Source organism: Nocardia sp. NPDC050710, assembly GCF_040654375.1.
Classification (GTDB): domain Bacteria; phylum Actinomycetota; class Actinomycetes; order Mycobacteriales; family Mycobacteriaceae; genus Nocardia.
In genome coordinates this window covers 1-1,733 of the sequence record NZ_JBFAHV010000067.1, presented here as the reverse complement: position 1 = coordinate 1,733, position 1,733 = coordinate 1, and the positions used below count along the sequence as shown (strand labels likewise).

Here is a 1,733-nt window from a genome sequence, read left to right as displayed (position 1 = left end):
CGCCGTAGGCGGCGGTGCGCAGGGTGGCCTTGTCCTGGTCGGTCAGGGTGGTGGTGATGGACATGTCGTGTACTCCTCGAAATCGGTTGTGGTACTGACTGGAACCTGTGTTGGTGCCGGTCGTTGTGTTCGATGGACATACTGTCGCGGGGCTGGCTGACACCGGACTGACACACGGCTGACACCTGCACTGACACCGCGATCGGCTATCCCGCTGACGATCACACGGCCCGAGACCGCTGTGGCTCAGGACACCCGAAATGCTGTGGTGCGCCAGATCCGAGTGCGTGGCGCCTTCCGTCGATCGGTAGGCCGCCAACGTCTCTGGAACATCAGCTTTTGCCGATTACGGAGCATCGCGACCCACGATGTTGAGTCTCGAGGAACTCGGGCGCAGGCACCTGACGGCAAGCTCTTCGTTGCCGGCCAGCGGCGAGGTCGCGCCGATCTTGTCTGCAGAGCGGCACGGCCATACCGCTGAGCGAGCGGTCGCACGCGAGAAGTGTCGGGGTCGCGGCACCGTGGATTAGCCGATTGCCTGCTGTCGCCGGAACGGCGCGGTAATTCGGTCGGTGAAATCCCACTGGTTCGCGGAGTCGCACGGCAGTATGTGGCCATGCGAACATTTGCCCGATTGTTGCAGGCTGCCGTTGTCGGGGCGCTGGTCGTGGTCACCGGTCATGGTGTCGTGGCCGCCCCCGCCGCGAGTGACGCCCATATTCAGTTGCCCTGGCTGACGTCTGAGCCGGGCGGAGTGCAGGCGTCGGGAGCAGCGCTGGCCGACGGAATTATTGGCACGATGCTGTGGTCACGACAGGCGAACACCCCGGTTCCGATAGCCAGTATCGCGAAGGTGATGACGGCACTGGTCGTGATCAACACCGGCGACCTCGACCGGACCATTACCGTGCCGCAAGAAGCCATCGCCTACTGCACCAACCACAGCGGAAGCACCGCAGGTCTGGTCCCCGGCGAGGTGCTCACCGCGCGACAGCTCCTCTACGCGCTGATGCTGCCGTCCGGCTGCGACGCCGCCTATACCCTTGCCGAGTCCTACGGGCCCGGCCAAGACGTCTTCATCGCCGAAATGAACGACACCGCACATCAAATGGGCCTGGCCGGAACACATTTCACCGACCCCAGCGGGCTGCCCGTCCCCACGGACCACTCCACCTACTCCACACCGGCGAACCTGGTGGCCCTCGGCCTGCGGGCGATGAGCCTGCCGGTGTTCCGCGAGATCGTCAGCTCGCAGAGCTATCACCTGCCCGCAGGCCCGGGCAACCGCGCTCACCTCTGGCAGACCACGAACTCGCTGCTGCGCGACTATCCCGGCACCATCGGCATCAAAACCGGATGGACCGACGCTGCGGGAACCTGCCTGCTGTTCGAGACGGTCAGGGCGGGAATACCGCTGATCGGTGTGGTCCTGCACAGCTCACCCGGCAGCGCCGCCGCCGCACAGGACGACGCCGAGCGCATGTTGAACTGGGCCTACGATCCGATCCTGAGCGCGCTGCCGATCGGTTAGCGCCGAATGCGGCGGGCAGCCTGCGGATCCTGCTGCGCAGCTGGACGATCCGCCACAAGACGACCGTGTCCGCCACCCGCCCGCCAACCTGGCGACAGCCAGCGCATGTAGGCGCACATGCCGCATATCGTGCGGTTTCCAACGGCCATGCGGCCGTATCCGCGGTTCGACAGTCGTGTCGCGGGGTCCGGAGAGGACCCCG

Annotated in this window: 1 protein-coding gene; it reads left to right on the top strand. The window is 65.6% G+C overall.

Translation table 11 applies throughout. From position 1 onward, the window contains the following. Positions 1 to 616: 616 nt before the first annotated feature. Entirely contained in the window at positions 617 to 1,531 is a 915-nt protein-coding gene (locus tag AB0H61_RS39000; protein ID WP_357313973.1) for a serine hydrolase, read from the top strand. Positions 1,532 to 1,733 lie beyond the last annotated feature (202 nt).